General features: G+C 69.7%; 19 protein-coding genes and 2 pseudogenes. 18 read left to right on the top strand and 3 right to left on the bottom strand.

Annotated elements, in window-relative coordinates; all coding sequences use genetic code 11:
• Positions 1-122 precede the first annotated feature (122 nt).
• A complete protein-coding gene (locus tag LWJ43_RS11270) occupies positions 123-2,708 on the bottom strand; it encodes a glycosyl hydrolase family 65 protein (protein ID WP_277332146.1) in 2,586 nt (861 codons plus the stop codon).
• A gap of 90 nt (positions 2,709-2,798) precedes the next feature.
• On the opposite strand from LWJ43_RS11270, the gene LWJ43_RS11265 reads away from it, so the two are divergent.
• The 7 genes from LWJ43_RS11265 (at position 2,799) to LWJ43_RS11235 (ending at position 10,628) form a co-directional block, all read left to right on the top strand.
• Positions 2,799-3,281 carry a cupin domain-containing protein gene (locus tag LWJ43_RS11265; protein ID WP_277332145.1) on the top strand — a complete coding sequence of 161 codons (483 nt, stop codon included), beginning with the start codon at positions 2,799-2,801 and terminating at the stop codon, positions 3,279-3,281.
• A 338-nt stretch (positions 3,282-3,619) separates the two neighbouring features.
• Complete coding sequence (locus LWJ43_RS11260) at positions 3,620-4,372, top strand: GntR family transcriptional regulator (protein WP_277332144.1); 753 nt, start codon at positions 3,620-3,622, stop codon at positions 4,370-4,372.
• Between the two features lie 202 nt (positions 4,373-4,574).
• Complete coding sequence (locus tag LWJ43_RS11255; RefSeq protein WP_277332143.1) at positions 4,575-6,296, top strand: purine-cytosine permease family protein; 1,722 nt, start codon at positions 4,575-4,577, stop codon at positions 6,294-6,296.
• A 202-nt stretch (positions 6,297-6,498) separates the two neighbouring features.
• Positions 6,499-6,681 carry an SPOR domain-containing protein gene (locus tag LWJ43_RS11250; protein ID WP_277332142.1) on the top strand — a complete coding sequence of 61 codons (183 nt, stop codon included), beginning with the start codon at positions 6,499-6,501 and terminating at the stop codon, positions 6,679-6,681.
• A gap of 43 nt (positions 6,682-6,724) precedes the next feature.
• Entirely contained in the window at positions 6,725-7,129 is a 405-nt protein-coding gene (locus LWJ43_RS11245; RefSeq protein WP_277332141.1) for a (deoxy)nucleoside triphosphate pyrophosphohydrolase, read from the top strand.
• Positions 7,130-7,414: 285 nt separating this feature from the next.
• Entirely contained in the window at positions 7,415-7,852 is a 438-nt protein-coding gene (locus tag LWJ43_RS11240) for an ATP-binding protein (RefSeq protein WP_277332140.1), read from the top strand.
• A 193-nt stretch (positions 7,853-8,045) separates the two neighbouring features.
• Positions 8,046-10,628, top strand: coding sequence for a SpoIIE family protein phosphatase (locus LWJ43_RS11235; RefSeq protein ID WP_277335862.1), 2,583 nt, complete (start codon positions 8,046-8,048; stop codon positions 10,626-10,628).
• A 16-nt stretch (positions 10,629-10,644) separates the two neighbouring features.
• Here LWJ43_RS11235 and LWJ43_RS11230 read toward each other — a convergent pair.
• Both LWJ43_RS11230 and LWJ43_RS11225 read right to left on the bottom strand, forming a co-directional pair.
• Positions 10,645-11,022: pseudogene (locus LWJ43_RS11230) on the bottom strand (PspA/IM30 family protein); the annotation flags it as partial.
• Positions 10,953-11,720, bottom strand: a complete 768-nt coding sequence (locus LWJ43_RS11225) for a TPM domain-containing protein (RefSeq protein WP_462100875.1) — start codon at positions 11,718-11,720, stop codon at positions 10,953-10,955. The gene LWJ43_RS11225 and the pseudogene LWJ43_RS11230, both read right to left, overlap by 70 nt.
• Positions 11,721-11,986: 266 nt before the next feature.
• Between LWJ43_RS11225 and LWJ43_RS11220 the strand changes: the two are divergent.
• The 11 genes and pseudogenes from LWJ43_RS11220 to LWJ43_RS11170 all read left to right on the top strand — a co-directional run.
• Positions 11,987-12,142: pseudogene (locus LWJ43_RS11220) on the top strand (cysteine hydrolase); the annotation flags it as partial.
• A 193-nt stretch (positions 12,143-12,335) separates the two neighbouring features.
• Complete coding sequence (locus LWJ43_RS11215; RefSeq protein WP_277332139.1) at positions 12,336-14,561, top strand: ABC transporter family substrate-binding protein; 2,226 nt, start codon at positions 12,336-12,338, stop codon at positions 14,559-14,561.
• Positions 14,562-14,896: 335 nt separating this feature from the next.
• On the top strand, positions 14,897-16,771 hold the full coding sequence (typA, locus tag LWJ43_RS11210; RefSeq protein WP_277332138.1) for a translational GTPase TypA: 1,875 nt from the start codon (positions 14,897-14,899) through the stop codon (positions 16,769-16,771).
• A gap of 447 nt (positions 16,772-17,218) precedes the next feature.
• Positions 17,219-18,844: a peptide ABC transporter substrate-binding protein gene (locus LWJ43_RS11205; protein ID WP_277332137.1), complete on the top strand. Its 1,626-nt coding sequence runs from the start codon at positions 17,219-17,221 to the stop codon at positions 18,842-18,844.
• Positions 18,845-18,965: 121 nt separating this feature from the next.
• Positions 18,966-19,895 (top strand): ABC transporter permease, encoded by a 930-nt coding sequence (locus LWJ43_RS11200; protein ID WP_277332136.1) that lies wholly within the window; start codon positions 18,966-18,968, stop codon positions 19,893-19,895.
• Entirely contained in the window at positions 19,888-20,829 is a 942-nt protein-coding gene (locus LWJ43_RS11195; RefSeq protein WP_277332135.1) for an ABC transporter permease, read from the top strand. Before LWJ43_RS11200 ends, LWJ43_RS11195 begins: the two co-directional genes overlap by 8 nt.
• 11 nt (positions 20,830-20,840) lie before the next feature.
• Complete coding sequence (locus tag LWJ43_RS11190; protein WP_277332134.1) at positions 20,841-21,899, top strand: ABC transporter ATP-binding protein; 1,059 nt, start codon at positions 20,841-20,843, stop codon at positions 21,897-21,899.
• Positions 21,892-23,034, top strand: coding sequence for an ABC transporter ATP-binding protein (locus tag LWJ43_RS11185; protein WP_277332133.1), 1,143 nt, complete (start codon positions 21,892-21,894; stop codon positions 23,032-23,034). Before LWJ43_RS11190 ends, LWJ43_RS11185 begins: the two co-directional genes overlap by 8 nt.
• A 162-nt stretch (positions 23,035-23,196) precedes the next feature.
• Complete coding sequence (locus tag LWJ43_RS11180) at positions 23,197-24,822, top strand: peptide ABC transporter substrate-binding protein (protein WP_277332132.1); 1,626 nt, start codon at positions 23,197-23,199, stop codon at positions 24,820-24,822.
• Between the two features lie 143 nt (positions 24,823-24,965).
• On the top strand, positions 24,966-25,889 hold the full coding sequence (locus LWJ43_RS11175; protein ID WP_203182282.1) for an ABC transporter permease: 924 nt from the start codon (positions 24,966-24,968) through the stop codon (positions 25,887-25,889).
• Positions 25,882-26,874: an ABC transporter permease gene (locus tag LWJ43_RS11170; protein ID WP_277332131.1), complete on the top strand. Its 993-nt coding sequence runs from the start codon at positions 25,882-25,884 to the stop codon at positions 26,872-26,874. Before LWJ43_RS11175 ends, LWJ43_RS11170 begins: the two co-directional genes overlap by 8 nt.

The following is a 26,874-nucleotide window of genomic DNA, read 5'->3' as shown; positions in this document are numbered from 1 at the left end:
GCCGCCCGGGTCCGGCCCGGCGACGACACCCCGCGCGACGCGACGACCCGCTGATCCACGCGGGCTGGAGGTTCCTCCGGCGAGGCGGCCGTGGCCGGCGGCATCGCAGCCGGCCACGCCGTCTACTCGGCTGCGGTGGCGGTCAGTTCGCTCACCCCCACCGGCTTCTCCGCGTCCGCGGAGCGGACCGTCAGCCGGACCTGGCGGGCCGCGCCGCCCGCCCGGTACGGGCGCCAGGTCCGGCCGTCCAGGGAGGTCTCCAGGGTGTGCGAGGCCGGGGCCACGTCCGTCCAGCGGGGCGTGAGCGAGGCGATCCGCGTGACGTGGCGCAGCGTCACCGTCAGCGCGCCCGTGGCGCCGTCCGGGGACCAGGAGGTCGACGGGCTGCCGTCCACCGCCGCCTCGGCGTACAGGCCCGGGGCCTCGGAGGTGGCGGTCGCCGGGCGGCAGCGGGCCGCGTCGGACGTCGGGGTCAGGTCGGGGCGGCGGGTGGGGAGCGTGAGTGTGCCGGAGAGGCGGCGCGGGCCCGCGGGGGTGTGGACGGTGAAGGGGGCGCCGTCCGTCAGCCGGACCGTGGTGGTCCGGGGGCCGACGGCGACGTCGTACGTCCGGCCCCGGTAGCGCAGTCCGGTCAGTTCCACGCCCTCGCGGAGCTGCGGGGGCAGGAGCGGGTCGAGGCGTACACCGTCCTCGCGCAGCCTGAGACCGGTCAGACCGTGCGTGAAGAGTTGGAGGAAGCCGCCCTTCCCGGTGAGGAAGTCCTCGGCGGGGAAGCCCGAGAGCGGGTCCTGGGCGCCGGACTTCTCTCCCCGGGCCTCGGAGAACAGGTGGTAGGGACCGCGGACGAACGGCCGGACGGCGCGCCGGAGATACGTGTACGTCGAGCAGCCCGGCTCCCCGATCGCTGCGGCGTCGACCGCGTGCACCGAATCCGTCATCGCGGGGCCGTCCGGATCGGTGCGGGCCGCGTAGTGGTCGAGCGTGGCCGCGGCGGCACCCTCCGGCATCGGCCACTCGAGCGGGTACACGAGCAGCACCGTGTCGGCCTGTTTGATGGTCGAGTCGTTGTACCCGGCGTACTGGAGGTAGATCTTCCGCTCGGCGTCGTACGGGATGCGCAGCCCGTCGGCGACCCGGGTCCAGCCGGCGGGTGCCCGGTGGCCGAGGAGCCCGGCGGCGCGGGTGGCGTTGCGCAGGGCGGTGGCGGCCACCGCGTTGGTGAAGACGCCGTCCGTGACGCCGTTGCTGTACTCGTCGGGGCCCGCGACGTTCTTCACCGAGTAGCTGCCGTCGGCGTTCGCCGTGGCGCGTGACTCCCAGAAGTCGGCGATGCCCTTCAGCAGGGGCCAGCCCCGGCCGGCCAGCCATGCGCGGTCGCCGGTGGCCAGGTAGTACTGCCAGACGGCGAGCGCGATGTCACCCTGGAGGTGGTTCTGGGTGAGGCAGTGCGGCGGGTCCCAGCTCTGGCACTCGGAGTCCAGACGTCCCCTGCTCGCGCTCGTCCACGGGTAGAAAAGTCCCGCGTGGCCGAGCTTCGCGGCGTTCGCCCGGGCGGCGTCCCGGGTGCGGTAGCGGTACTCGACGACGCTGCGGGCGAGTTCGGGCCGGGTGGCGAGCAGACCCGGATACATCCAGGTCTCGGCGTCCCAGAACACCATGCCCGCGTAGTTGTCGCTGGTCAGCCCGGCCGGCGCGATGCTGTCCGACGAGCCGGGCCGGGTGTTGGCGAGCAGCCCGTACTGTGCGGCCCGCAGCCACGCCTGGAGGTCGGGGCTGCCCGGCACCCTGACGTCGGACGCCCAGGCCCGGCGCCAGGCGGCGGCGTTGGAGGCGACGACGCCGTCCCAGCCGCGCCGTGCCGCGCGTTCCGCCGCCGCGGTGGCGGAGGCACGCGGATCGGGGGAGGTGAGAGAGGTGTCGACGCCCACGTACTTCTCGAAGGTGTACGTGCGGCCCGCGCCGACCCGGGTGGCGCGGGCGCCGTCCGTGCCCCGCTGGGCGATCGCGCCCTCCGTGTCCGTGCCGCGTGTGCGGAAGGTGCCGTCGGCGGCGGCCGTGACCCGGCGCGCCCCCCTCCCGTCGAGCCGGCCCGTCACCGTCGCGGTGCCGCTCCAGTGCGGGGTCATCCGCAGGCGTACGGCGCCGCTGTGCACGTCGGAGCGGTCGGCCAGCACCTCGTAGGTCAGATCGGTCGCGCGGCCGTCGGCCGTGGTCCACCGCAGGGAGGTGACCACCGTGCCGCAGCGCAGGTGGAGGGTCTGGCGGTAGCGGGAGACACGGCCGGCGGGAGTGCCGGAGCCGTACGTCTCGGAGCCGACCCGCACGTCGAGCGTCGTCCAGGACGGCAGTGCGGCGATCACCTCGCGGCCCTCGGCGAGGTCCGCTTCACGGGAGTAGAGCCCCGAGACGAAGGCTCCGTCGTACCGTGGTGTGTAGAGGGGCCAGCCCGTCTTCTCGCCCGGGGCGGCGTATCCGGCGCCGGTGGCGGGCACGCGGTGGCCCAGGTAGCCGTTGCCGACATAAGGGTCGTATCCCCGAGCCTCGCCGAAGGTGGTGGACGTGGGTGCCCACGAGGCGTCGGAGGGCCGGGAGGTCCTGCCGCACACGGGGTCCGGGGCCCGGTCGGCGGCGTGGGAGAGCGGCGGCAGGGGGGCGATCAGCGCGCCCGCGACCAGGGGTACGAGAACGGACATGCGCGTGAGTCTCACGGCACGAAGGTAGGCAGGGCGACGCCCACGGTGCGGTAACGGCGCGCGAAACGAGCGGACCGGTCCACGACCGGAGGCAGGGAGAGCGGCATGTCGTATCCGGAACCCGTCTACACGGACGGCGCGGGCGAGATCAACGCGGAGTACCGTCCGGCCGGAACCACCCCGAACCTGCTGACGCGCAGTGGCGGCAGCACGCACTACCTGGCCACCGCCGAGTCGACGCACGGCGAGTTCGGGCTGTACCGGATCAACATGGGTCCACGGGCCGGCGGCCCGGCCGAGCACTTCCACCGGTCGATCTCGGAGTCGTTCTTCATCCTCGACGGGACGGTGAGGATCTACGACGGCGAGCGGTGGACCGACGCAACGGCGGGCGATTTCCTGTACGTCCCCCAGGGCGGTCTGCACGCCTTCCGCAACGACAGCGACGAACCCGCCTCGATGCTGCTGCTCTTCACACCGGGAGCGCCCCGCGAGGAGTACTTCGAGAAGGTGGGCCAGGTCTCCGACTGGCCGGAGAAGGAACGCGCGGAGTTCTTCATCAAGCACGACACGTACTGGACGGGCTGACCGTTCGCGTCACCGGGAAGAGGCCCCCGGCGGCCGGGCTCCACTGCGGCGCACGTACCTGACCTCCCGTCACATTCAGTCGGGTGCAGCCCGATTCGCGGACGGCGGCGAGGAGTGCGGGGTGCGCGGCGGACGACCGGAGACGCGCCGCGCACGGAAAAACATTGGTCTGGACCGAAAAGAGTCAGGGGTCGCGGGCATGGCTGGCGCACACCTGGGTCAGGTATGCCCTGGTGGGCGGGGAATCATCACTTCGGGTGAAACTCTGGCCCGTGCTTGCGGTTCCCGACTGACGGTTGCCACGCTTTTGCTGTCTGTCAACCTGTTGGGAGTGGCCCGTGCCTTTCGGTGAGCAGCCCGCCTATCTGCGCGTGGCGAGCGATCTCAGGGAGAAGATCGTCAACGGCGCGCTGCCGCCCCATACCCGCCTGCCGTCGCAGGCCCGCATCCGCGAGGAGTACGGGGTCTCGGACACCGTGGCGCTTGAGGCGCGCAAGGTGCTGATGGCCGAAGGGCTCGTCGAGGGGCGGTCGGGCTCGGGCACGTATGTGCGCGCCCGCCCGGTCCCGCGCAAGATCGCCCGCTCCGGCTACCGGCCGGGCGCCGGCGCCAGCCCGTTCCGTCAGGAACAGACGGCGGAGGGCGCGCGGGGGACCTGGGAGTCCCGCAGCGAGCAGGAGGGTGCGAGCGCCGAGACCGCCGAACGGCTCGGGATCGAGCCCGGTGACCGGGTGATGCGCACGGCGTACGTCTACCGGGAGGCGGGCGAGCCGATCATGCTGTCCACGTCCTGGGAACCCCTGGCCGTCACGGGGCGCACCCCGGTCATGCTGCCGGAGGAGGGCCCGCTGGGTGGCTGCGGTGTCGTCGACCGCATGGCGGCGATCGACGTCGTCGTGGACAACGTGGCCGAGGAGGTCGGCGCCCGCCCGGGGCTGGCGGAGGAGCTCCTGGCGCTCGGCGGCGTTCCGGGCCACGTGGTGATGGTGATCGGGCGGACGTACTACGCCTCGGGGCTGGCGGTGGAGACGGCCGACGTCGTCGTCCCCGCCGACCGTTACCGGATTGCCTACCATCTGCCGGTCAGATGAGCCCCGGTGCGGCCGGGACGACAGGTGGGGCGGCCGCGGTGACCGCTGGGGGCGACGGCTTGTCCGCCTTCCGTGATGCGGAGTTAACGGTCGCGCGCCGCACGTAACCGGCGGGCAACCGTCCGCCGTCACAACTTGTCATGTCCAAGTCTTAGCTTCCCGTTCGTCACCGCACACCGGACCGACGGACGGGAAGCCACCGATGACGGACACCGCAACGCCCGCGACGGGCGAAGCGCCGCACCAGGAGCCGCAGGAAGATCCCCGGGCGCCCAGGCGAAGCTACGCCAGGCTCGCGGCAGACGAGAGCCGCGAGGACTACTCCCTCCGGTACGCGCCGCACTCCTTCCGGCGCTGGTCGCCCTCCATGGTCGCGGGGACGGCGCTCGGGGGCATCGCGTACCTGGCCGACTTCGCGATCGGCGCGTCGATCGTCTTCACCTACGGATTCACCAGCGGGCTCGCCTCGATCCTGGCCGCGGCGGCGATCATCTTCCTCACCGGCATCCCGATCGCCCGGGCGTGCGCGAAGTACGGCCTGGACATGGACCTGGTCACCCGGGGGGCCGGCTTCGGATACTTCGGGTCGACACTGACCTCGCTGATCTACGCGTCCTTCACCTTCATCTTCTTCGCCCTCGAAGGCTCGATCATGGCGCAGGCCATGCATCAGGCCTTCGGGCTCCCCGTCGAGGCCGGGTACCTGGTCACCACGCTGATCGTCATCCCGATCGTGTTCCGGGGCATGGGCGCACTGGCCAAGGTGCAGGCCTGGACGCAGCCGGTGTGGATCGTCGGCATGGTGCTCCCCTTCGTCGTGCTCGCCGTCGAAGCCCCCGGATCCTGGGGCGCGTTCAGCTCCTTCACGGGCACGGAGGGGGCCGCGCCGGGCTTCTCCTGGATCGCCTTCGGGCTGGGCACGGGCGTCGCGCTCTCGCTCATCGCCCAGATCGGTGAGCAGGCCGACTACCTGAGGTTCATGCCGGCCAGGACCGAGGCCAACAGGCGGCGGTGGAATCTCGCCGTTCTCGCAGCGGGGCCCGGCTGGGTCGTCATCGGGGCGGCGAAGCAGCTCGGGGGAGCGTTCCTGGCCTTCGTCGCGCTGGAGGCGGTCGGCAAGACGCACGCGCTGGAGCCCATCGCGCCGCAGATCGAGGCGCTGAAGCCCTGGCTCGGCTCGTTCGCGCTCCCGGCCGCGGCCCTCTTCGTGATCGTCTCCCAGATCAAGATCAACGTGACCAACGCCTACAGCGGCTCGCTGTCCTGGTCGAACTTCTTCTCCCGGATCACCCACAGGCACCCGGGCCGGGTCTGGTACATCTTCCTCAACCTCGTCATCGCGCTGACGCTGATGGAGATGAACATGTTCGCGGCCCTGAACAAACTGCTGGGCTTCTACTCCAACGTGGGCATCGCCTGGATCGCGGCCGTCGCCGCCGACCTGGTCATCAACAAGCGGATCGGACTGAGTCCCCGCCACATCGAGTTCAAGCGCGCCTACCTCCACGCCGTCAACCCGGCGGGCTTCGGTGCCATGGTGATCGCGTCGACCGTCTCGATCCTCGCCTTCTTCGGCCTGTTCGGCAGGTACGCCGAGGCCTTCTCCACCTTCATCGCGGCCGGCCTCTCCCTGGTCCTCTGTCCGTTGATCGCCTGGCTGACCAAGGGGAAGTACTACCTTGCCCGGCCGAACCCGGTGAACGGCCCGGGCGTCGAGATCGCCGACATCACCGCCACGTACACCTGCGCGGTGTGCGAGACCGCCTACGAGCTTCCGGACATCGCGGACTGCCCGGTCCAGGCAGGACCCATCTGCTCGCTGTGCTGCTCACTGGACGCGGAATGCGGAGACGTCTGCCGCAAGGAGCCCGCGGCGGGCCCCGTGCCGCTGCCGATGCCCGTCGTCCGGACACCGGCCGGCTGACCCCCGGCGGGCTGTCGAGAGGGGCGCATCCGGAAGTGCGCCCCTCTTTGGTTTGGCCGGATGCGTGGCTCTTTGTGTAAAGACGCATCCGCTGAGTGAAGGTCAGGCGTACGCTCGGGCATATGCGTACTGCGGTTTCCTGGGGATCCTTAGAAGCGTGCTCACGACTGGGGAGAGGGGCGGGATGCTGGGGAGGAACGCCATGACGGACAGCGGCGCGGTGCTCCCCTGGCTGGTGATCAGGCAGGACGACAACGGCAACAGGTATCGCGTCGGGCGCTACGCGACACAGGACGAGGCGCAGAAGATCGCGGACGGCCTGGACCGCCACGGACACAAACAGCTCTACTGGGTGGAGCGGACGACCCGGAGCGCGCGCCCGTAGGGGCGGCTCTGCGGGGGAGGGGTCACCGGCTACGCTCCGGCTCATGAGTGATTCCGTGGTGGTGGCCGGGGCCGTCTGCGACGGTGGACGGCTCCTGGCCGCCCGCCGCAGCGCCCCGCCGGAGCTGGCCGGGCGCTGGGAGCTGCCCGGCGGCAAGCTGGAGCCCGGGGAGAGCGGCGAGCAGGCGCTCGTGCGGGAGCTCCGGGAGGAGCTGGGCGTGGAGGCCGAGCCTCAGGAGCGCATTCCGGGGGAGTGGCCTCTGAAGCCCGGCCTCGTGCTCAGGGTGTGGACCGTCAGACTGCTGTCCGGCGTGCCCAGCCCGCTGGAGGACCACGACGAACTGCGCTGGCTCACCCCCGACGAGACGGACACCGTCGACTGGCTGGACCAGGACCGACCGGCCGTGGCCGAGGCGGTACGCCGTCTGCGGGAAGCCGCGCGCGCCTGAGCCGAACAGCGCGAGGCGGGGGCGCCGCGCGCGACGCCGGCGGCGAGTCCGCGAGCGGTGCGGGTCGCAGGCCTCCGCGGCGACGGAGTGAGGCGCCGTGCCGCGCGGCCGGGGCTACGTCCGGGGCCGGGGCCACGTCCGGGGCCGGGGCCACGTCCGGGGCCGGAGGAATGGTTGCACCCGTGCGCCCCATACCCCGGCACGTGCGATAACTTGTTCCGTATATCGGGTATGTGCCGATTAGGCCCTCTGAACAGGGTGCGCCCCCGCTGCCGGCCCTGGGAAGTGATCGGCGTGACCGATACCGAAGGCGACTGCGCCGAGTGGAGCTTTCCGGCGGTGCCGGGCTCCGTGCGCAGCGCCAGGCACGCGGTCCGTGACGCATTGCACTACTGGGGGTTCGAAGCGGCGGTCGGGGACGTCGCCGTGCTGCTCGTCAGCGAGCTGGTGACCAACTCCCTGTGCTACGCCTCCGGCCCCATCGGCGTCCGGCTGGTGCGGCCGCACCCCGACGGCGGCGGGCCCGGGTCCGGTGCCGACGGGCAGTGCCTGCTGGTGGAAGTCTCCGATCCGGTTCCGGATCCGCCCACCGAACGTACAGCCGGACCCGAGGACGAGGGCGGTCGTGGACTGCAGCTCGTGGCTTGTTCCGCGCGCCGCTGGGGGACCCGGCGCGGAAATGGCGGCAAGACCGTGTGGTTCGAGCTCGCTCTGCCTGGTTAGGAGTGGGGAGGGACGCACAGCGATCACCGGAGGTCGGGCACAACCTGGCTGAAAGGGACTGAGACCGTGCTGTGATCGTGAACGCCGTGCCGGTGAGGCCCGTAGTGCTGAATACTGCGGGCAGGACCGGTCCGGTGTGTGAGCTGGAGGGGACGGTCGCGTGAGCGATATACCTGGGACGGCGGGCGACGTCATGTGGCAGAGCAGCCCGCCCGGCTCGATCTATGACTACATCAGGATCGCGTCGTTCTCGATCGGGCCCGACGGCCTGATCGAGCAGTGGAGCCGACGGGCCGCGGGTCTCTTCGGCATGGCCTCGGACGAGGTGGTGGGCAAGGACCCGGTGGAGGCCTTCATGCCCGCCGAGCTGCGCCCGGACGCCCACAGGCGCGTCGGCGAGATCCTGGACGGCAAGGAGTGGACGGGACTCGTCCCGTTCCGGATCCCCGGCGAGAACGCGGTCCGCGGGCTCGCCGAGATCTACGTCATGCCGAGTGAGACGGAGACGGGCGAGCGCGCGGCGCTCTGCATCGTCGTCGACGTCAGGGCGCTACGGCGCATCGAGACGGACCTCGCCGCCTCGCAGGCGATTTTCGGCCAATCTCCGTTCGGTTTCGTCCTTTTCGGCACCGACTTCACGGTCGTGCGCGCCAACAAGCGGTTCGCCACCGTCTTCGGGGGCGAGGCCGACGACCACCGCGGCCGCACGGTGGAGGACTACCTGACCCGCCCGGAGGCCGACCGGCTCGCAGGCACGCTCAGGCGCGTCCTGGAGACCGGCGACGCGGTCACCGACCTCCAGCTCGTCGGCACCCCTCCCGGCTCCACGGGCAGGCGCCACTGGTCCATGAACCTCTACCGGGTGCACAGCGGTTCCGGCCGCCCCGTCGGCATCGCCGGACTCGCCACCGACGTCACGCAACGGCACATCGCGGCCCGCGAGGCGGCCAGCGCCCGTCGCAACCTCGCCCTGCTCAACGAGGCCAGCGCGCGCATCGGCAACAGCCTCGACCTGGAGACCACCGCCCGGGAGCTGCTCGACGTCGCCGTGCCCGGCTTCTGCGACCTCGCCTCGGTCGACCTGTACCAGGGACTGCTCACCGGGGAGGAGGCCTCGCCCGGCAGCTGGGGCGGGCGAGGCCACGAGTCCGGCGCCGGATCGGCGGAGCTGCGGCGGGTGGCCCACGCCAGCGCCGTGTCCGACGCGCTCCCGGGGGTCATCCCCGGCGCCCGGACGGGCGAGGCCGCGGAGGCGGACGGGGGCACGGGGCCGCCCGCGCTCGGCTCGGTCCACCGCTACCCGTTCCACTCGCCCTGTGCCGTCGCCCTGCGCACCGGCCGCGTCGAGGACGTGCCCGGCGACGAACGCGGCTTCGTCCACTCCACCCTCGCCGTGCCGATGGTCGCGCACGACGTCGTCGTCGGCCTCGTCCAGTTCTCCCGCACCAAGGGCAGCGAGCCCTTCGGCGAGCGGGACCGGGCCCTGGCGACCGAGCTCGCCGCCCGCGCCGCCGTCTGTATCGACAACGCCCGCCTCTACCGCCGGGAGCACGAGCGCGCGCTGATACTCCAGCGCAGCCTGCTCCCTCCGGGCGACCCCGAGGCGGCGGGCCTGGACATCGCCTGCCGCTACCTGCCCGGCAACACGGCCACCGAGGTCGGCGGGGACTGGTTCGACGTGATCGAACTCCCCGGTCACCGCACGGCCCTGGTCGTCGGCGACGTGATGGGCCGCGGGCTGCGGGCCGCCGTCGCCATGGGCGAACTGCGCACCGCCGTGCGGACGCTGGCCCTGCTGGATCTGGAGCCCGCCGAGGTGCTCTCCGCCCTGGACGAGGTCGCCCGCGGTCTCGGCACCCCGGGTGGCGGCGAGCGGAGCGACGGCTTCGGCGGGGGCGGCGGCGCCCAGTGGCCCTCGCGGGCCGCCCACAAGTCACGTGAGGCCGACCTCTCCGAGGTGTACCTGGCGACCTGTGTGTACGCGGTGTACGACCCGGTCACCCGGCGGTGCACCTTCGCCAACGCCGGTCATCTGCCTCCGGTGGTGGCCGAGCCGGGCGAGGCCGCGACGCTGCTCGACGTACCCCCGGGCATGCCGCTCGGCGTCGGCGGCGAACCCTTCGAGGAGGTCGAGGTCGAGCTCAAGGAGGGCTCCCTCCTCGCCCTCTACACGGACGGGCTCGTCGAGTCCCGGGACCATCCGCTCGACGAGGGTCTCGACGCCTTCCGGCAGGCTCTCGCCGAACCGTCGCAGCCGCTCGAAGAGGTCTGCGACCACGTGCTGACGACCCTCGACACCCGGCACGGCGAGGACGACATCGCCCTGCTGATGGCCCGTATCCAGGGGCTCGCCCCGAACGCGGTGGGTGACTGGCGGCTCCCGCGCGAGCTCCGCTCCGTGTCCCGCGCCCGTGAGCTGGCGCGTGTGCAGCTCACCGCCTGGGGCCTGGACGAGCTGGTCGACACCACCGAACTGCTCGTCAGCGAACTCGTCACCAACGCACTGCGCTACGGCGAGGGCGAGATCAGGCTCAGGCTGCTCCGCGACCGCACGCTCGTCTGCGAGGTGTGGGACGCCGGGCTCGTCCAGCCCAGGCGCCGGCGCGCCCGCGACACCGACGAGGGCGGGCGCGGGCTGCAACTGGTCGGACTGCTCAGCGCGGCCTGGGGCTCGCGGCGTACCCCGCGCGGCAAGACCGTGTGGTTCGAGCTGGCGCTGCCCGACGGGGAGCCCGCCGCCGAACTCTCCGTGGAGCAGTTGCTGAGCATGTACTGACGGGGCTCTTCGCCGGTCACGAAGGGGACTTCAGGGCGGCGAGCCGGGCCTCGATCTCCGCGCTGTCCCCGAGGCTGTCCAGCTGTGCGAACTGGGCGTCCAGGGACGACGCGGCGAGTTCCCGCCTGCCCACCGCCCTCGCCTCCTCGTGCCGCGCCTTGTCCTCGAAGCGGCTGAGCCCGCTCGTCGGATCCATGACGTCGATGCTCCTGACGGCGTCCGTCATCCGGTTCTGCGCCCGGCCGGAAGCGGCGCGCGCGACCAGTTCGTCGTGCTTGGACTTCAGCTGGGTGAGTTTGCTCTTCATCTCGTAGAGTCCCGACTTCAGCTCGTCCACCACCACCGTCTGCGAGGCGATCGCCGGCTCGGTCGTCTTCGCCTCCTGCCGGCCGCGGGGGTCGTCCGGGTCCTCGTACGCCGTCGGCGGCGGCTGAAGGTGAGGACTGCGGTCGCGAGCGCGACGACGAGCACGGCCAGGGGCACGAGCAGGTTCGCCGAGAACCCGGTGCCGGCGGAGCCGTCCCCGGGCTCCGCGGCGCCCGGGGTGACGGCGGGGGCGGTGACGGGGTCACCGGAGAGCACCGCGGCGTATCCGTCGGCGGCGCCGACCGCCGCTGCCGCCCAGTCGTTCTGCCGGAGGGCCGGCTCGACCGCCGTGTTCGCCACGTCCCGGAGCCGGTCGTCGGTGAGGCGCGACCCCTGGTCGACGGAGTACGCGTACCGCCGGTCGTGCGTGGCCACGGCCAGCAGCACGTCGTCCTGGCCGAGGCCGAGGCCGTCGCGGTTCGCGGTCTCGTCGGTCCAGGTCTGGGCGTCACGGCCGGAGAAGTCAGGGACGCACGCCACGGACAACTTCACCCGCCGGGTTTCGAACAAGCGGTCGAGAGCGGTCTCGGCCTGCGGCTTCCGGCTGCCGAGCGCCCCCACCTCGTCGGTGATCTGCCCCTCGCGGGAGAGGGGGACGGGCTCGGTGGCTCGGGCGGCCGGGGTGCCCGGCAGGGACATCCACAGCGCCGCCGTCAGGGTGGCGGCGAGGATCCTGCCGGGTATCGAAAGCCGGGACACCCCGGGGCGGCTCGCAAGCGGCGTCACACAGGGGACGTTATGTCCGCCTCCGGGCACCCGCGACCCGGCGCGTCCCGCCCCCGGCGGGCGGGAGCCGCCACGGGGTCCTGGCTCGCGGCGGCCCCACCCGACGCTCAGACGCTGAAGCGCTCCGCGGCGAGCAGGGGGCGCACCCGCGACCGGAAGCCACCCGGCCGGAACCGCCGCTGCAGGCCGGGCTCGCCGTCGACGTGCCGGTCGCGCTGATCACCCTCGGCGCCGCGCTGCTTCGGATCCCGGCCGACCCGCCGCGCGCCCGGGCCACGCACGAGCACGGCTGCCACGTCACCGTCGTCACCGACGCGGTCACCGGCCTGGACGCCGACGCCCACCGCGACAGCCTGGAGAAGATCTTCCCGAGGCTCCCCGAGACCGGCACCACCGCGGCCGTCGCCACGCCCCTCGGCTGACCGTCGCCCGGCCGGTACCGGGGCCGCCCGGGTGACGTCCGCGGCCCCACCGGCCACGTCTGCCTCCCCTCGCGCGTACACGTGCGTTCAGTGGATCAGCGAATCAGTCTGATCAACTGCAAATGCCACCAGTACGCATCATCCGGTCCATTCCGGTACGGGGTGGACCGGGCCGGCCCCGGAGGTATCAGCCATGTCCCACGTCGGCGTCCCACGCGGGACGGCCCGAAAGCGCCGGTCGGTCGTGCTCCTGGCGACAGGCGTGCTCACGATCCCGGTGCTGGCGGGCTGCACCTCGGACAGCGAGAGCCCCACCTCGGCGGCCGCCCCCCAGGACATCGCCCCGGCCTCCCGGGACCGGGTGACCGACGGATCGACCCTCACCTGGGCGATCGACTCGGTCCCCGCGACCCTCAACGCCTTCCAGGCCGACGCCGACAGCGCGACCACGCGGATCACCGGAGCTCTGCTGCCCTCGCTGTTCCCCATGGACGCGAAGGGCGAGCCCCGCCTCAACCCCGACTACCTGGAGTCGGCGAAGGTCATCGAGCGGGAGCCCAAGCAGGTCGTCCTCTACAAGCTCGACCAGCAGGCGGTGTGGAGCGACGGCCGCGAGATCGGCGCCCCCGACTTCGTCGCCCAGTGGCGCGCGCTGAGCGGTAAGGACTCCGCCTTCTGGACGGCTCGCAACGCCGGCTACGAGCGGATCGAGAAGATCGAACGCGGCAAGGACGACCTCCAGGTCCGGGTCACGTTCTCGAAGCCGTACGCCGACTGGCGCTCCCTGTTCTCGCCGCTGTACCCGAAGGAGGTGACGGGGTCCCCCGGCACCTTCAACGACGGCGCCCGGGCCACCCTCAAGAACACCGCGGGGCCGTTCCGCCTGCGCAGCGTGAACAAGCCCAGGGGGACGGTCGTGCTGGACCGGAACCCGCGCTGGTGGGGCGACGAGGCCAAGCTCGAATCCCTGGTGTTCCGCGCCGTCGAGCCCGGGAAGCGCGCCGACGCGCTGACCGACGGCACGGTGGACGTCGCCGACATCGACCCGGCGACCGCGAACAGCATCGCCATGGCTGCCCGCTACCGCGGCGGGAACGGGCAGCAGCCCGTCCACGGCCCGGGAGCCGGCATCACCCCGGCCGCCGCCCTGCGCTCCTGGGCGCTGGCCCACGGTTCGGACGAGGAGGCCGCCGAGACGGCGCAGGCCGCCCGTGAGAAGACCCGGGAAGCCGTCGCGGCGTACGCAGCCGAGCAGAAGTCACTGCGCGGCTTCGCCGTGCGCAAGTCGCTGGAGCCCTCCTACACGCAGCTCGCGCTGAACGGCGAGTCCGGGCCCCTCTCCGACGACCGGGTCCGCCGCGCCATCGCCCGGACGCTGAACCGGCAGGAGCTCGCCGACGTGGTCCTGAAGCCGCTCGGTCTGCCCGCGAAGCCCCCCGGCAGCCACCTGGCCCTGGCCGGGCAGCCCGGGTACAAGGACGGCAGCGGCGCCCTCGGCGAGCAGGACACCAAGGAGGCGCAGGCCCTGCTGGCGGACGCGGGATGGACCCCGGGCGGAGCGGTCCGCAGGACCGAGGACACCAAGGCGGGCAGCGAGGCCGAGAAGAAGGACGAGGGGAAGAAGCCGGCCGGGGAGAAGGACGAGAAGGCGGGGGACGAGAAGACCGAGGACACGGAGGAGGACAAGGCCTCGCGTGAGGACGGGGCGTACACCGTCGGCGACGACAAGCCGGGCAGTCACGCCTCCGGCGGCTCGGAGGTCGCCGCCCAGGACAAGCGGCCCGGCGGCCCCGCGGGTGCCTACGCCCCCGCCGGAACCGCGGCCCCGGCCCCCGCCTCCGTGAAGGACCGCCTCGGCAAGGGCGGCAAGCCGCTGAGTCTGCGCTTCGTCCTGCCCTCGGGCCCCGGATCGCAGTCGCTGCGCACCGTCGGGGAGAAGATCGTCGAGATGCTGGACTCGATCGGCATCAGCACCCAGGTCACCAAGGTCGCCGACGACAGCTACTTCAAGGACCACATCGCCTCCGGCGACTACGACCTGGCGCTGTACTCCTGGCCCGCCACCGCCTACCCGGCGACCGACGGGCGGCCGATCTTCGCCAAGCCGGAGCCCGCCACCGACGGCTCACTGCTCGTCGCGCAGAACTACACACGGGTCGGCTCGGACCACATCGACCAGCTCTTCGACCGGGCGGTCGCCGAACTCGACGCCAACGCGTCCAGGGATCTGCTGAAGCAGGCTGACGCGCGGATCTGGGCCGCGGCAGGATCGATTCCGCTGTATCAGAGGCCACAGCTGGTCGCCGTCGACAAGAAGCTGGCGAACATCGGTGCCTTCGGCTTCGCCGCACCCCGCTACGAGGACATCGGATTCACCGGGCGCCAAGCGGCAGGATCCCCCGCGAATCGGAAGAAGTAGCAGGTCAAAGCCGTATTCAAAGCTCAGATACAGCTCAATTCCCTTGCCCGCCGGAGCCCCCGGCGGGCAAGGTGGTGTCCGCCCCGACCCGGGCTGCACGTCTTCTCACACCCCTTGCCGTCCGGCCTCACACCGCCTGGATGATGACGTAATACCGGCTGAATATCGGCTGAATTGTGGCTCCGGTCCCGCCCTGAGGCTCGGGCCGGGAAGCCCCGGACCCGTCGGGCCCGTACCATTGGACTAGCCGTGGCGTGCCGCCCGGCGGGCGTACGAGGACTCGAAGACCGACTGAGACGCCTGATCCCACGATCCGAGAGAAGCGCAAGCCACCCATGCCCACGCGCCACGACATCCGTAACGTAGCCATCGTCGCCCACGTCGACCACGGCAAGACCACGCTGGTCGACGCCATGCTCAAGCAGGCGGGCGCCTTCGCCGCGCACGCCGCCGAGAACCTCGACGAACGCATGATGGACTCGAACGACCTGGAGCGTGAGAAGGGCATCACGATCCTCGCCAAGAACACGGCGGTGAAGTATCACCCCAAGGACGGCGGGGACCCGATCACGATCAACATCATCGACACCCCCGGCCACGCCGACTTCGGCGGCGAGGTCGAGCGCGGTCTGTCGATGGTGGACGCGGTCGTCCTGCTCGTCGACGCCTCCGAGGGCCCGCTGCCCCAGACCCGCTTCGTCCTGCGCAAGGCGCTGACGGCCAAGCTGCCGGTCATCCTGTGCATCAACAAGACGGACCGTCCGGACTCCCGGATCGCCGAGGTCATCGACGAGACGTACGACCTCTTCCTCGACCTGGACGCCGACGAGGACCAGATCGAGTTCCCGATCGTCTACGCCTGCGCCCGTGACGGCGTCGCGTCGCTGACCAAGCCCGAGGACGGCAGCGTCCCGGCGGACAGCGACAGCCTGGAGCCGTTCTTCTCCACCATCCTCTCCACGGTCCCGGCCCCGGAGTACGACGAGGCCGCCCCGCTGCAGGCCCACGTCACCAACCTGGACGCCGACAACTTCCTCGGCCGTATCGCGCTGTGCCGCGTCGAGCAGGGCGAGCTGCGCAAGGGCCAGACGGTCGCGTGGATCAAGCGCGACGGCACGATCGCCAACGTGCGCATCACCGAGCTCCTGATGACCGAGGCGCTCACCCGCAAGCCGGCCGAGAAGGCGGGCCCGGGTGACATCTGCGCGATCGCCGGTATCCCGGACATCATGATCGGCGAGACCCTGGCCGACCCCGAGAACCCGATCGCGCTGCCGCTGATCACGGTCGACGAGCCGGCCATCTCGATGACCATCGGCGCCAACACCTCGCCGCTCGTCGGCAAGGGCGGCAAGGGCCACAAGGTCACCGCGCGCCAGATCAAGGACCGCCTCGACCGCGAGCTCGTCGGTAACGTCTCGCTGCGCGTCCTGGACACCGAGCGTCCCGACGCCTGGGAGGTCCAGGGCCGTGGTGAGCTCGCGCTGGCGATCCTCGTCGAGCAGATGCGCCGTGAGGGCTTCGAGCTGACCGTCGGCAAGCCGGAGGTCGTCACCAAGCAGGTCGACGGCAAGACGCACGAGCCGATCGAGCGCATGACCATCGACTCCCCCGAGGAGCACCTCGGCGCCATCACGCAGCTGATGGCGACCCGCAAGGGCCGCATGGAGACGATGACGAACCACGGTTCGGGCTGGGTCCGCATGGAGTGGATCGTCCCGTCCCGCGGTCTCATCGGCTTCCGTACGGAGTTCCTGACCCAGACCCGCGGTACGGGCATCGCGCACTCGCTCTTCGAGGGCCACGAGCCGTGGTTCGGCGAGCTGCGCACCCGTCACAACGGCTCCCTGGTCGCGGACCGCGCGGGCACGGTGACGCCGTTCGCGATGGTCAACCTCCAGGAGCGCGGTGTCATCTTCACCGAGGCCGGCACCGAGGTCTACGAGGGCATGATCATCGGCGAGAACTCGCGCGCCGACGACATGGACGTGAACATCACCAAGGAGAAGAAGCTCACCAACATGCGTGCGGCGTCCGCCGACACCACGGAGAACGTGGTGCCGGCCCGCAAGCTGTCGCTGGAGCAGTCCCTGGAGTTCTGCCGCGACGACGAGTGCATCGAGGTGACCCCGGAGACCGTGCGCATCCGCAAGGTCGTCCTGGACCAGAAGCAGCGCGGCCGCACGGCCTCGCGCGCGAAGAACGGCTGACCTGAGCTGACCGGGGCCCTCGGCCCCGGCCGGCGTACCGTCGGTACGAGCCGTTGACACGAGGCCCGGGCCCCCGCAGAGACTGTGGGGGCCCGGGCCTTTCGTCAACCGATTTTCCTGACCGACGTGTCCGCATATCGTGCGTCGCTCTCCGGAACATGTGTTAACGGTCCGTTTCGGGGGTGTCTGTCTGGGATCACTTTGTCCGGATTTCGGGCAACCATGGCTTCTCGATGTTGTCAAACCGAGACCCTTTAAGTGTGGTTTACAGCCCGTCATTCCTTAATAGTTGGCTCCATTGAGCTCGGGTCAATGGGTCGGCGCACTGTGGGGAGTGCGGACTCACGAGCACACTCGGGGCACTGAAAACGATCGCCGTCAGGGGTGTCGGTGGATCTCTACGGTGCCCCTCTTGTAGTCAAAAGTGGACTCATGAGGAGGAAACCCATGCGCGGTGCCAAGAGCGCCAAGTGGGTCGCGGGAGCGGCAATCATCGCCCTGGCCGCGACTGCCTGTGGCGGGGGCGACAGCGACGACAGCAGCAACGCGTCGAAGGAGAAGGGCAAGCCCGCGGGCTACGTCTCCATCGACGTCGGCGAGCCGCAGAAGCCGCTGATCCCGGCCGACACCAACGAGTCGCTGGGCAGCTACGTCATCCAGTCGATCTTCACCCAGCTGCTCGACTTCGATGCGGACGGCAAGATCGTCTACACGAACGCCGAGTCGGTGCAGTCGACGGACAACAAGACGTGGACGGTCAAGCTCAAGGCCGGCTGGAAGTTCCACGACGGCACCCCGGTCACGTCCGAGTCCTACATCAAGGCGTGGAACTGGTACGCGAACGTCAAGAACGCCCAGCAGAACGCGTTCTGGTTCGAGGACATCAAGGGCTACGCGGACGTCCACCCCGAGAAGGGTGACCCGAAGGCCACGGAGATGTCCGGTCTGAAGGCCGTCGACGACACCACCTTCACGATCGAGCTCAACAAGCCCGTGCCGTACTACGAGTACAAGCTCGGCTACACCACCTTCGCCCCGCTGCCGGAGGTGTTCTACAAGGACACCAAGGCGTTCGGCCAGGCGCCGGTCGGCAACGGTCCCTACGTCTTCGAGAAGTGGGACCACAAGAAGCTCATCCAGGTCAAGGCCAACCCTGACTACCAGGGCCCGAACAAGGCCAAGAACAAGGGTGTCCTCTTCAAGAACTACGCGACCGTCGAGGCCGCGTACCAGGACCTCCTGTCCGGCAACCTGGACATGATCCGCCAGGTCGGCCCGAAGGACCTGCCGAAGTACAAGACCGACCTCGGTGACCGCGCGATCGACGAGCCGTACGCGGCCATCCAGTCGCTCGTCCCGACCTTCTACTCGAAGACCTTCAAGGACATCGACCCGAAGGTCCTCCAGGGTCTGTCGATGGCGATCGACCGTGACACGATCACCAAGACCGTGCTCAACGGCACCCGCAAGCCCGCCACCAGCTTCACGCCTCCGGGCGTCGCCGGTAACCAGGACCTGGGCACCGACGTGTTCAAGTTCGACCCGGCGAAGGCCAAGAAGCTCGTCACCGAGGGCGGCGGCGTCCCGGAGAACAAGATCTGGATCCAGTACAACGCCGACGGCGGCCACAAGGAGTGGGTGACCGCGGTCTGCGAGTCCATCCGCAACGCCACCGGGGTCGACTGCGTGCCGGACGCCAAGCCGGACTTCCAGACCGACCTGGAGGCGCGTGACAACGACCAGGTCAAGTCGATGTACCGCGGTGGCTGGGTCGCCGACTACCCGCTGAACGTCAACTTCATGCGCGAGCTGTACGGCACGACCGCCGAGGCCAACAACGGCCGGTTCTCCGACAAGGAGGTCGACGCGGCCTTCAAGAAGGGCGACAACGCGGCGTCGCTCGAGGACTCCATCAAGGCGTACCAGGACGCCGAGAAGCTGGTGCTCCAGAAGATGCCGGCGATCCCGCTCTGGGAGTACAAGACCAACGGTGGCTACTCCAAGGCGGTCGACAACGTGACCATCGACTTCCACGGTGACTACAACATCACCGAAGTCACGGTCGCCAAGTAACAAACGCCTGAGGGCCCCCACTCGGCCATCAGCCGCCCACACCAGGCAGTAGGTCCCGGGGGGCCGCTCTCCGTATCCGGAGGGCGGCCCCTGGGCTGCTTTATCCCTATCGGAGGCAAACATGGGGCGTTACGTCGCGCGGCGACTGCTCCAGATGATCCCGGTCTTCCTCGGATCAACCTTGCTGGTCTTCGCCATGATGTACGCGCTGCCCGGCGACCCCGTGCGCGCACTCGCCGGTGAACAGGCAGTCGACCCGACGCAGATCGCGGAAATGAAGAAGGAGCTCGGGCTCGACCTGCCGCTCTGGCACCAGTACTGGAACTACCTCGTGAACCTGTTCCAGGGTGACTTCGGCACACAGATCGCCAGCGGTCGGCCCGTCGCCGACATCATCTCGGAATCGTTCCCGATCACGGTCAGACTGGCTCTGTTTGCCTTCATCTTCACGGTCGTCGTCGGTATCTCCATGGGCGTCTTCGCCGGTCTGAAGGCCGACACCCTCCGCGACCGCGGACTGCTCGTGCTGACGCTCCTGCTCATCTCGGTGCCCTCGTTCGTACTCGGCTTCCTCGGCCAGTACTTCTTCGCCTTCCAGCTCGGCTGGGTCCAGCCCAACGTGAGCCTCGAAGCGAGCGCGGACGAATTGATCCTGCCTGCTGTGGTACTCGGGTCCTTGTCGCTCGCCTACGTGGCACGACTGACCCGCACCTCGGTCGCCGAGAACCTGCGCTCCGACTACATGCGCACCGCCGTGGCCAAGGGGCTGCCGCGCCGCCGCATCATCGGCATCCACCTGATGCGCAACTCGATGATCCCCGTGGTCACCTTCCTCGGCACCGACCTCGGTGCCCTGCTCGGCGGCGCGGTCATCACCGAGGGCATCTTCAATATCAAGGGTGTCGGCTCCGCCGTCTTCGGCGCGCTTCGGCAGCGCGAAGGTGCCACCGTCGTCGGCATCGTGACGCTGATCGTCATCGTCTATCTCGTCGCCAGCCTGGTCGTCGACCTGCTTTACGCGGTCCTGGACCCGAGGATCCGTTATGCCTGAGACACTGAAGGAAGCCACCGCGGAGACCCCCGGGGCCGTGGCCGCGCCCGTCGCCGCCGCAGCCGTCGGCAAGCCCCGCAGCCTGTGGTCGGACGCCTGGCACGACCTGCGGCGCAGCCCGCTGTTCGTCGTCTCGGCGATCCTGATCGTCTTCCTGCTGGTGATGGCGATAGCACCCGGCCTGTTCACCGGCGCCGACCCGCGTTACGCGGACCTGGCCCACCACTACCTGCAGAAGCCCAAGTGGGGGAACTTCTTCCAGGAGGACTGGTTCGGCTACGACATCCAGGGGCGTTCGATCTACGCGCGTGTCGTCTACGGCGCACGGGCCTCGATCACCGTCGCCGTCGTCGTCACCGCCCTCGTCACGATCCTGGGTACCGTGATCGGCATGCTCGCCGGCTACTTCGGCGGCTGGATCGACACGATCCTGTCCCGGGTCACCGACATCTTCTTCGGCGTGCCCTTCATCCTCGGCGCGATGGTCGTCCTGACCTCGTTCGAGGAGCGCAAGATCTGGGTCGTCATCCTGGCTCTGGCCTTCCTCGGCTGGACTCAGATCGCCCGTGTCGCGCGCGGCTCCGTCCTGACGATCAAGCAGGCCGACTACGTGATGGCGGCCAAGGCGCTCGGCGCCTCGACCACCCGCATCATGCTCCGGCACATCCTGCCCAACGCGATCGCCCCGGTGATCGTCGTCGCGACCATCGCGCTCGGCGGCTACATCTCGGCCGAGGCCACCCTGTCCTTCCTGGGCATCGGCCTCGCCGAACCGACCGTGTCGTGGGGTGTCGACATCTCCTCCGGCCAGGAGCAGCTGCGTAACGCCGCGTTCGTGCTGATCATCCCGTCGGTCATGGTGTCGATCACCGTCCTGGCGTTCATCATGCTCGGCGATGCGGTACGCAACGCCCTCGACCCCAAGCTGCGCTGAGGGAGGCGTACATGACCATCATCGACAAGACGGCGGATGTTCCTGCTCCGCGTGGTTCGAACGACGAGAGCGGCCCGCTGCTCGAAGTCCGTGACCTGCACGTGGAGTTCCACACCCGCGACGGCGTGGCCAAGGCCGTCAACGGCGTGAACTACAGCGTCAGCGCCGGCGAGACCCTCGCCGTGCTCGGCGAGTCCGGCTCCGGCAAGTCCGTGACCGCCCAGGCGGTCATGGGCATCCTGGACATGCCCCCGGGCCGCATCCCGAAGGGCGAGATCTTCTTCCGCGGCCAGGACATGCTCAAGATGTCCAACGAGGAGCGGAGGAAGATCCGCGGCCAGAAGATCGCGATGATCTTCCAGGACGCGCTCTCCTCGCTGAACCCTGTGCTCTCCGTGGGCTACCAGCTCGGCGAGATGTTCCGCGTGCACCAGGGCCTCTCCAAGAAGGAGGCCAAGGCCAGGGCCATCGCGCTGATGGACCGCGTGCGCATCCCGGCGGCCAAGGAGCGGGTCAACGACTACCCGCACCAGTTCTCCGGCGGTATGCGCCAGCGCATCATGATCGCGATGGCGCTCGCCCTGGAGCCCGACCTGATCATCGCGGACGAGCCCACCACGGCGCTCGACGTGACCGTCCAGGCGCAGGTCATGGACCTGCTCGCGGAGCTCCAGCGCGACTTCAACATGGGCCTGATCCTGATCACCCACGACCTCGGCGTGGTCGCCGACGTCGCGGACAAGATCGCCGTGATGTACGCGGGCCGGATCGTCGAGACCGCTCCGGTCCACGAGATCTACAAGCGCCCGGCGCACCCGTACACCAAGGGTCTGCTGGAGTCGATCCCGCGCCTGGACCAGAAGGGCCAGGAGCTCTACGCGATCAAGGGCCTGCCGCCCAACCTGCTGCACGTGCCGTCCGGCTGCGCCTTCAACCCGCGCTGCACGATGGCGCAGGACATCTGCCGTACGGACATCCCGGCACTGCGCCCGGTGACCGAGCAGGACGGTACCGAGCTGGTCGGCCGCGGCAGCGCCTGCCACTTCTGGAAGGAGACGATCCATGGCTGAGCTCGACAAGGAGTCCGTGGACGCCACCCCGAACGTCACCGAAGTGGCGACGGTCAACGCGGTCACCGAGACGGAGGCGGTGGCCGCCCTCGACGCCCCGGTGTCGCAGGGTGAGCCGATCCTCCAGGTGCGCAACCTGGTCAAGCACTTCCCGCTGACCCAGGGGATCCTGTTCAAGAAGCAGGTCGGCGCGGTCAAGGCCGTGGACGGCATCTCGTTCGACCTCTACCAGGGCGAGACGCTCGGCATCGTGGGCGAGTCCGGCTGTGGCAAGTCCACGGTCGCCAAGCTCCTGATGACGCTGGAGCGGGCCACCGCCGGTGAGGTCTTCTACAAGGGCCAGGACATCACCAAGCTGTCCGGGCGCGCGCTGAAGGCCGTGCGGCGCAACATCCAGATGGTGTTCCAGGACCCGTACACCTCGCTGAACCCGCGCATGACGGTCGGCGACATCATCGGGGAGACCTTCGAGATCCACCCCGAGGTGGCCCCGAAGGGCGACCGGCGCCGCAAGGTGCAGGACCTCCTGGACGTCGTCGGCCTGAACCCGGAGTACATCAACCGGTACCCGCACCAGTTCTCCGGCGGTCAGCGCCAGCGCATCGGGATCGCCCGGGGCCTCGCGCTCAACCCGGAGATCATCATCTGCGACGAGCCGGTCTCCGCGCTCGACGTGTCGGTGCAGGCACAGGTCATCAACCTGATGGAGAAGCTCCAGGACGAGTTCAACCTCTCCTACCTCTTCATCGCGCACGACCTGTCGATCGTCCGGCACATCTCCGACCGGGTCGGCGTCATGTACCTCGGCAAGATGGCCGAGATCGGTACGGACACGCAGATCTACGACCACCCGACGCACCCCTACACCCAGGCGCTGCTGTCGGCGGTCCCCGTCCCGGACCCGGACGCCCGCGAGGGCCGCGAGCGGATCATCCTCTCCGGTGACGTCCCGTCGCCGGCGAACCCGCCGTCGGGCTGCCGCTTCCGCACGCGGTGCTGGAAGGCCCAGGACAAGTGCGCCACCGAGGTGCCGCTGCTGGCGATCCCCGAGCGCTTCAAGGCCTCGGACACGCCCGCCGCGCACGAGTCGGCGTGCCACTTCGCCGAGGAGAAGGACGTCGTACACGCGGCGTAGTACCTGATCCGACCTACGAGGACGCCCGGCCCCCCGAGGGGCCGGGCGTCCTCGCGTTCCCGCGGCCCCGTAGGGCGTACGGCGTATGCCGACATGCGACGAAGTGTCATATGGGGTGGTATGAGGCATTGAGCCACTCAAGGGAACCTCAGGAGGCACTCCATGCGCGGAGCCACACAGGCCAGGTGGGCCGCATGTGCCGTCGCCGTCGCTCTGACGGCCACGGGCTGCGGCGGCGGGGACAGCGGCGGGGGTGGAGCCGGCGGGATCGTGAGCTCGTCCTGGGGTGATCCGCAGAACCCGCTGGAGCCGGCGAACACCAACGAGGTCCAGGGCGGCAAGGTCCTCGACATGGTCTTCCGGGGCCTCGTGCGCTACGACCCCAAGACGGGCGAGGCGCAGAACGAGATCGCCGAGAAGATCGACTCGAAGGACTCGCAGAACTTCACCGTCACGATCAAGGACAACTGGACCTTCAGCAACGGTGAGAAGATCACCTCGAAGTCCTTCGTGGACGCCTGGAACTACGGGGCCGCGCTGAAGAACAACCAGAAGAACGCTTACTTCTTCCAGTACATCGACGGCTACGACGCGGTCCACCCCGAATCGGGTTCGGCCACCGCCGACACCCTCTCGGGCCTGAAGGTGGTCAACGACACGACCTTCACGGTCAAGCTGTCGCAGAAGTTCTCGCTCTGGCCCGACACCCTCGGCTACGCGGCCTTCGTGCCGCTCCCGAAGGTCTTCTACACGGACCACGACGCCTGGCTCTCCAAGCCGATCGGCAACGGTCCCTACACGATCGACCAGTACGCCAAGGGCTCGTCGATGAACCTGCGCAAGTGGGACGGCTACCCCGGCGCGGACAAGGCGCAGAACGGCGGCATCGACCTCAAGGTCTACACGGACAACAACACCGCCTACACCGACCTGACCGCCGGCAACCTCGACCTGGTCGACGACGTACCGGCCTCGCAGCTCAAGAACGTCAAGGCGGACCTGGGCGACCGGTACATCAACACGCCCGCCGGCATCATCCAGACGCTCGCCTTCCCGTTCTACGAGAAGGCCTGGGACACCCCCGGTGCGGTCAAGGTCCGCCAGGGCCTGTCGATGGCGATCAACCGTGAGCAGATCACCAATCAGATCTTCCAGAAGACCCGCACTCCCGCCTCCGACTGGACCTCACCGGTCCTCGGCGCGGAGGGCGGCTTCAAGAAGGGCCTGTGCGGCTCCGCGTGCGAGTACGACAAGGCGGAGGCCAAGAAGCTGATCCAGGAGGGCGGCGGCATCCCCGGCGGCCAGCTCAAGATCTCCTACAACGCCGACACCGGCTCCCACAAGGAGTGGGTCGACGCGGTCTGCAACAGCATCAACAACGTCATGGGGAACAACAAGGCGTGCGTCGGCGGGCCCGTCGGCACCTTCGCCGACTTCCGCAGCCAGGTCTCCACCCAGAAGCTGACCGGGGCCTGGCGGGCGGGCTGGCAGATGGACTACCCACTGATCCAGAACTTCCTCCAGCCGCTCTACTACACCAACGCCCCGTCCAACGACGGCAAGTGGAGCGACACGAAGTTCGACGACCTGGTCGACAAGGCCAACGCGGAGAGCGACAAGGCCACGGCCGTCAGCACCTTCCAGGACGCCGAGAAGGTCCTCGTCGAGCAGATGCCCGTCATCCCGCTCTGGTACCAGAACGGCAGCGCGGGCTATTCGGACAGGGTCGAGAACGTCTCGCTGAACCCCTTCAGCGTCCCTGTGTACGACCAGATCAAGGTCAAGTGACCCCCTGAAGCCGGGGGCCGGTGCGAACGCCGCACCGGCCACCCGGCTTTCCGGTCCTTCCGCACGCTCACCCAGGGGTGTCCTGCCGGCCACGCCGGGGTCCGGCCCGACCGGCAGGACACCTCCAACCCCCGGAGCCCCTCATGGGACGTTATGTGATCCGGCGGCTGCTGCAGATGATCCCCGTCTTCTTCGGCACCACGCTGCTGATCTTCCTCATGGTGAACGTGATGGGCGACCCCATCGCGGGCCTCTGCGGCGACCGCCAGTGCGACCCCGCGACCGCCGCCCAGCTGCGCACCGAGTTCGGCCTCGACAAGCCCGTCTGGCAGCAGTACCTGACCTACATGGGCAACATCTTCACCGGGGACTTCGGCACCGCGTTCAACGGGCAGAAGGTCACGGAGCTGATGGCCACGGCCTTCCCCATCACCATCCGGCTGACCGTCGTCGCGATCGTCTTCGAGATCGTCATCGGGATCAGCCTCGGCGTCGTCACCGGACTGCGCCGCGGACGGCCCGTGGACACCGTGGTGCTCATCCTGACCCTGGTCGTCATCGCCGTGCCCACGTTCGTCACCGGCCTCCTGCTCCAGCTCCTCCTGGGCGTGGAGTGGGGCATCATCAAGCCTTCCGTCTCCTCGGAGGCGCCGGTCGACGAGCTCATCGTCCCGGGCCTCGTCCTGGCCTCCGTGTCGCTGGCCTACGTCACCCGGCTCACCCGGACCTCGATCGCCGAGAACGCCCGCGCCGACTACGTCCGTACCGCCGTGGCCAAGGGCCTGCCCCGACGCCGGGTGGTCGTGCGGCACCTGCTGCGCAACTCCCTCATCCCCGTCGTCACCTTCATCGGCACGGACGTGGGAGCCCTGATGGGAGGGGCGATCGTCACCGAGCGCATCTTCAACATCCACGGAGTCGGCTACCAGCTCTACCAGGGCATCCTCCGCCAGAACTCCCAGACCGTCGTCGGGTTCGTCACCGTCCTGGTCCTCGTCTTCCTGGCGGCGAACCTGATCGTCGACCTCCTGTACGCCGTACTCGACCCGAGGATCCGCTATGCCTGAGCAGAAGCCGTGGGACGAGACGACGGGCAGCGGAGCGATCTCGGGGGCGGGCGCGGGCGGCGGCATGGACCTCGCGATGGACGAGGGCACCACGCTGGAGAAGACGCCCGGCGGCCCGGAGGGCACCGGACCCGCCGGCAAGCCTCGCAGCCTCTGGTCCGACGCCTGGCGCGACCTGCGCCGCAACCCGGTCTTCATCATCTCCGCCCTGGTCATCCTGTTCCTGGTGATCATCTCGATCTGGCCGTCGCTGATCGCGGACCAGGATCCGCTCGACTGCGACCTGGCGAAGGCCCAGGAGGGCTCCCAGCCAGGGCACCCCTTCGGATTCGACGGCCAGGGCTGCGACGTCTACACCCGCACCGTCTACGGCGCCCGGACCTCGGTGACGGTCGGTGTCCTGTCCACCCTCGGGGTCTCCCTGCTCGGCGGAGTGCTGGGCGGTCTCGCCGGCTTCTTCGGGAAGGGGTGGGACGCCGTGCTCTCCCGCATCACGGACGTCTTCTTCGGCATCCCCGTGGTCCTCGGCGGCCTGGTCTTCCTGTCCGTCGTCACCAGCTCCACCGTCTGGCCCGTGATCGGCTTCATCGTGCTGCTGGGCTGGCCCCAGATCGCCCGCATCGCGCGCGGCTCCGTCATCACCGCCAAACAGAACGACTACGTCCAGGCGGCCAGGGCCCTGGGCGCCTCCAACTCCCGGATGATGCTGCGCCACATCATGCCCAACGCCATCGCGCCCGTCATCGTCGTCGCGACCATCGCCCTGGGCACGTACATCTCGCTGGAGGCGACGCTCTCGTACCTCGGCGTCGGCCTGAAGCCGCCGGCCGTCTCCTGGGGCATCGACATCTCCGCCGCCTCGCAGTACGTCCGCAACGCGCCGCACATGCTGCTCTGGCCCGCCGGGGCACTGGCCGTCACCGTGCTCGCCTTCATCATGCTCGGCGACGCGGTGCGCGACGCCCTCGACCCCAAGCTGCGCTGA

Origin of the sequence: Streptomyces sp. JH34, from assembly GCF_029428875.1 — a bacterium.
Lineage (GTDB): Bacteria > Actinomycetota > Actinomycetes > Streptomycetales > Streptomycetaceae > Streptomyces.
This window is presented reverse-complemented; position numbering and strand designations above follow the sequence as displayed.

What these genes read in the sequence shown, in the direction of transcription:
- LWJ43_RS11245 (WP_277332141.1), top strand. Translation starts at nt 6,725, where the DNA reads ATGAGTGATTCCGTGGTGGTGGCCGGGGCCGTCTGCGACGGTGGACGG.
- LWJ43_RS11205 (WP_277332137.1), top strand. Translation starts at nt 17,219, where the DNA reads ATGCGCGGTGCCAAGAGCGCCAAGTGGGTCGCGGGAGCGGCAATCATC.
- LWJ43_RS11170 (WP_277332131.1), top strand. Translation starts at nt 25,882, where the DNA reads ATGCCTGAGCAGAAGCCGTGGGACGAGACGACGGGCAGCGGAGCGATC.
- LWJ43_RS11195 (WP_277332135.1), top strand. Translation starts at nt 19,888, where the DNA reads ATGCCTGAGACACTGAAGGAAGCCACCGCGGAGACCCCCGGGGCCGTG.
- LWJ43_RS11250 (WP_277332142.1), top strand. Translation starts at nt 6,499, where the DNA reads ATGACGGACAGCGGCGCGGTGCTCCCCTGGCTGGTGATCAGGCAGGAC.
- LWJ43_RS11190 (WP_277332134.1), top strand. Translation starts at nt 20,841, where the DNA reads ATGACCATCATCGACAAGACGGCGGATGTTCCTGCTCCGCGTGGTTCG.
- LWJ43_RS11180 (WP_277332132.1), top strand. Translation starts at nt 23,197, where the DNA reads ATGCGCGGAGCCACACAGGCCAGGTGGGCCGCATGTGCCGTCGCCGTC.
- LWJ43_RS11200 (WP_277332136.1), top strand. Translation starts at nt 18,966, where the DNA reads ATGGGGCGTTACGTCGCGCGGCGACTGCTCCAGATGATCCCGGTCTTC.
- LWJ43_RS11215 (WP_277332139.1), top strand. Translation starts at nt 12,336, where the DNA reads ATGTCCCACGTCGGCGTCCCACGCGGGACGGCCCGAAAGCGCCGGTCG.
- LWJ43_RS11255 (WP_277332143.1), top strand. Translation starts at nt 4,575, where the DNA reads ATGACGGACACCGCAACGCCCGCGACGGGCGAAGCGCCGCACCAGGAG.
- LWJ43_RS11265 (WP_277332145.1), top strand. Translation starts at nt 2,799, where the DNA reads ATGTCGTATCCGGAACCCGTCTACACGGACGGCGCGGGCGAGATCAAC.
- typA (WP_277332138.1), top strand. Translation starts at nt 14,897, where the DNA reads ATGCCCACGCGCCACGACATCCGTAACGTAGCCATCGTCGCCCACGTC.
- LWJ43_RS11175 (WP_203182282.1), top strand. Translation starts at nt 24,966, where the DNA reads ATGGGACGTTATGTGATCCGGCGGCTGCTGCAGATGATCCCCGTCTTC.
- LWJ43_RS11235 (WP_277335862.1), top strand. Translation starts at nt 8,046, where the DNA reads ATGTGGCAGAGCAGCCCGCCCGGCTCGATCTATGACTACATCAGGATC.
- LWJ43_RS11185 (WP_277332133.1), top strand. Translation starts at nt 21,892, where the DNA reads ATGGCTGAGCTCGACAAGGAGTCCGTGGACGCCACCCCGAACGTCACC.